The organism is Arthrobacter sp. JCM 19049 (genome assembly GCF_001310435.1).
In genome coordinates, this window is record NZ_BAXF01000169.1 from 1 (window position 1) to 4302 (window position 4302).

The 4302-nt window shown below is 65.7% G+C and carries 2 protein-coding genes and 2 pseudogenes; all 4 read left to right on the forward strand.

The window, feature by feature from the left end; genetic code table 11:
• Positions 1-463 precede the first annotated feature (463 nt).
• Positions 464-1875: pseudogene (locus JCM19049_RS08715) on the forward strand (ABC transporter substrate-binding protein).
• Between the two features lie 149 nt (positions 1876-2024).
• Positions 2025-3116 (forward strand): ABC transporter permease, encoded by a 1092-nt coding sequence (locus JCM19049_RS08720; RefSeq protein WP_054821394.1) that lies wholly within the window; start codon positions 2025-2027, stop codon positions 3114-3116.
• Between the two features lies 1 nt (position 3117).
• Positions 3118-4073, forward strand: a pseudogene (locus JCM19049_RS08725) (ABC transporter permease); the annotation flags it as partial.
• On the forward strand, positions 4074-4302 hold a 229-nt coding region (locus JCM19049_RS19640; RefSeq protein ID WP_279402795.1), incomplete at its 3' end, for an ATP-binding cassette domain-containing protein.

Below are 4302 nucleotides of genomic sequence, written 5' to 3' on the forward strand. Positions count from 1 at the left end.
GGTGTCCCACGCCCGGATGCTGGGCGCCATCGGGTGGTCGCTGCTGGGCGCCTGGGCGCTGAGCAACATCATTTCGGTGCTGCTGGCGATGTAGTCCCCGCGCCCGGGCGTCCCTTGCTTCGGCCCGGATCCTTCACGCAATCGGCGTGATGCGCGACACAGAAACGTGAAAGAAGTGTCGTATAGTTGATTTGGGTGTGACCCTGAACACCCAATGGGGTCACTTGCATCACTATGCGAAGGATATGAAATGTCATCAAAGTTTTCGCGCCTCTCACGGGCCGCGGTCATCCTCTCGGCCAGTGCGCTGGCATTGAGTGCCTGCACCGGCCCTTCCGGTTCCCAGGAGGAGGGCCAGTCCGGGGATCAGGGCGGCGGCAGCGCGGTCATCACGCTGGGCACCACCGACAAGGTCACCTCACTGGACCCGGCCGCGTCCTACGACAACGGTTCGTTCATGGTCATGAACCAGATCTATCCGTTCCTGCTGAACAATGAGCCCGGTTCCCCGGACCCGGTGCCCGCCATCGCGGCCAGCGCGGACTTCACTTCGCCGACCGAGTACACGGTCAAGCTCAAGGAGGGGCTGAAGTGGGCCAACGGCCATGACCTGGATTCCAAGGACGTCAAGCACAGCTTCGACCGCCAGCTGAAGATCGCCGACCCGAACGGCCCAAGCTCGCTGCTGGGCAACCTGGACAAGGTTGAGGCCCCGGATGCCACCACCGTGGTGTTCACCCTGAAGGTCCCCAACGACCAGACCTTCGCCCAGGTGCTCTCCTCCCCGGTGGGCCCGATCGTCGATGACGAGGTCTTCCCGGCCGACAAGGTCATCGACGACAAGGAAATCGTGGACGCCAAGGCCTTTGGCGGACAGTACGTGATCGCCTCCTACAACAAGAACACCCTGGTCTCGCTGAGCAAGAACGATGAATACCAGGCGTGCTGGGTGAACCGGCCAACTCCCAGGCGGCCATCAAGTACTACGCGGACGCGAACAACATGAAGCTGGAAATCCAGCAGGGCAAGATCGACGTGGCCTGGCGTTCGCTGACGCCCACCGACATCGAGGACCTGGAGGGCCAGGATAACCTGACCGTCCACAAGGGCCCGGGCGGGGAACTGCGCTACATCGTGTTCAACTTCGACTCCATGCCCTACGGCAAGGAAACCTCCGACGCCGACCCGGCCAAGGCCCTGGCCGTGCGCCAGGCCGCCGCCAACCTGGTGGACCGCCAGGCGATCGCCACCCAGGTCTACAAGGACACCTACACCCCGCCTACTCCTTCGTCCCGCAGATTCACCGGAGCCACCGAGCCGCTGAAGGAAAAGTACGGCAAGGACGGCGGCCCGGATGCCGAGGCGGCCAAGAAGGTGCTGGAGGACGCCGGGGTGCAGACCCCGGTCAAGCTGGCGCTGCAGTACAACCCCGACCACTACGGTCCAAGCTCCGGGGACGAGTACGCGATGGTCAAGAGCCAGCTGGAAGCCGACGGGTTGTTCGAGGTGGACCTGAAGTCCACCGAATGGGTCACCTACCAGAAGCAGCGCGTCACCGACTACCCGGCCTACCAGCTGGGCTGGTTCCCGGACTACTCGGATGCCGATAACTACCTCGCGCCGTTCTTCGCCAAGGACAACTTCCTGTCCAACGGGTACGACAACCAGGAAGTTGACTCGCTGATCTCCGAGCAGCGCGGTGAAACCGATGAAGGCAAGCGCAGCGAAATGATCGGCCAGCTGCAGGACATGGTGGCCGATGACCTCTCCACCCTGCCGCTGCTGCAGGCGCGCAGGTCGCGGTCGCCGGCAAGGACGTGCAGGGCGTTGACAAGACCCTGGATGCCTCCTTCAAGTTCCGCATGGGCGTCTTGAGCAAGTAGGCCCCGGCCCAGGCGGCCTGAGATGAGCCAAAGGGGGCCTGCGGGCCCGTTGCAGGGAGAATCCGCCGCAGGCCCCTTTGGCATGCCCAGCCCCCACCGGGGCGTGGGCCGGCAGACCAAACACCTAAGAGGAACACCACCATGTCCATCACCCTGCCTGTGGAAGAACCCACATCCAGTACACCGACCAAGAAAAAGTCCAAGGGGGCCGGCGGCGGCTTCCTGCGCTATCTGATCACCCGCTTTTTGCTGATCTTCCCGACCGTGTTCATCCTGATCACCGTCGTATTCTTCCTGATGCGCGTCACCGGCGACCCGATCACCGCGGCCCTGGGCGGGCGGCTGACCCCCACCCAGCTGGCCGAACGCATCGCCGAGGCCGGCTATGACCGGCCGATCATGGTCCAGTACTTCGAATACCTCGGCCAGATCCTGCGCGGGGACCTGGGCCGCACCATGAGCGACAACCGGGAGGTCACCGAGGTGCTCATCACCTACGGCGCGGCCACCTTGGAACTGTCCATCAACGCGGTCATTGTCGCCCTGCTGCTGGGCATCCCGCTGGGACTGCTGGCCGCCCGCTTCCGGGACAGCTACTCCGACGCGGCGCTGCGCATCTTCGCGATCCTGGGCTACGCCACCCCGGTGTTCTTCGCCGGGCTGCTGCTCAAGCTGATCTTCGGGATCTGGCTGGGCTGGCTGCCGATCTCCGGACGTGCGGACTGGCAGACCGAGCTGGAGCTGACCAACCTGGGCTCACCGACCGGCATCTACTGGCTGGACGCGCTGCGCAGCGGCAACTTCGAGGCCTTCTGGGCCGTGGTGCGCCACGCCCTGCTGCCGGCCATCGCCCTGGGCCTGCTCACCGGCGGGGTGTTCCTGCGCCTGGTGCGCACCAACGTGATCGGCACGCTGGGCCGCGAATACGTGGAGGCCGGCCGCTCCCGCGGGGTGGGGGAGTACCGGCTGCTGACCAAGCACGCCTACCGTCCGGCCCTGATCCCGATCATCACCGTGATGGGCCTGCAGATCGCCATGCTGCTCGGCGGGGCGGTGCTGACCGAAACCACCTTCGAATGGCAGGGGCTGGGCTTCAAGCTGGCCGAGTACCTGACCGCCCGCGACTTCGTGGCCGTGCAGGGCATCGTGGTGCTGCTGGCCATCATCGTGGCCGTCACCAACTTCATCGTGGACGTGGTCGCCGCGCTGATCGACCCGAGAGTGAGGTACTAGCATGAGCACCACCACCGTCACTGAAATCAAGGCCCACGCGCCCTGGTGGCTGCGCCTGCCGGTGATCTCCCACCTGCGCATGTCCTCCGGGCTGCAGCGCGGAATGCTGATCGCCGGGCTGGTGCTCTCCCTGCTGCTGGTGTTCACCGCACTGCTGGCCCCGGTGATCGCACCGTTTGACTTCGCCCAGAACCGGGATGCCTCGGGCGCGTTCCCGCGCCAGTCGGCCCCGGATGACAAGTTCATCTGGGGGACCACGGTCTCCGGGTACGACGTCTTCTCCCGCACCCTGTACGGCGCGCAGACCGCGGTCTGGGTGATCATCGCCGCGGTGGTCATGTCGATCTTCCTCGGGGTGTTCCTGGGGCTGGTCTCCGGGTACCTGGGCGGCTGGTTCGACCGGGTGATGGTGGTGCTCAACGACGCCATCTACGCCTTCCCCTCCCTGCTGCTGGCCATCGTGATGTCCATCGTGATCTCCCAGGGCCAGTCCTCCCTGTTCGGCGGCATCATGGCCGCGGCGGTGTCCATCACCGTGGTGTTCATCCCCCAGTACTACCGGGTGGTGCGCGCGAGGTGATCCGGCTGAAGGCCGAACCGTTCGTCGAGTCCGCGCAGGTGATCGGCGCCAGCAGCTGGCGGGTCATGGGCACCCACCTGCTGCGCAACGCCACGCGCACCCTGCCGCTGATCTTCACCCTGAACGCCTCCGAGGCGCTGCTGACCCTGGCCGGGCTCGGCTTCCTGGGCTTTGGCATCGAACCGACCGCCGCCAGCGAATGGGGTTTTGACCTGAACCGGGCGATGAGCGACGCCACCGGCGGGATCTGGTGGACCGGGCTGTTCCCGGGCCTGGCGATTGTGCTGACCGTGCTGGGGCTGACCCTGGTCGGTGAATCGATGAACGACCTGAACGACCCGCGGCTGCGGCGCATCAGCCGCAAGAAGGCCAAGCGCATGATCCAGAAGGGGCCGCGGCATGAGCACACCCACAGCGAACCGAACCAGGTGCTCAGCGTCCAGGACCTGTCCATCGACTTCGTCACCGACTCCGGGCCGGTGCCGGCCGTGCGCGGGGTGGACTTTTCCGTCCAGCCCGGGGAGATCCTGGCGATCGTCGGGGAATCGGGGTCCGGCAAGTCGGTCACCGCCCGCACCGCCCTGGGGATCATGGCCGAGAACGGGG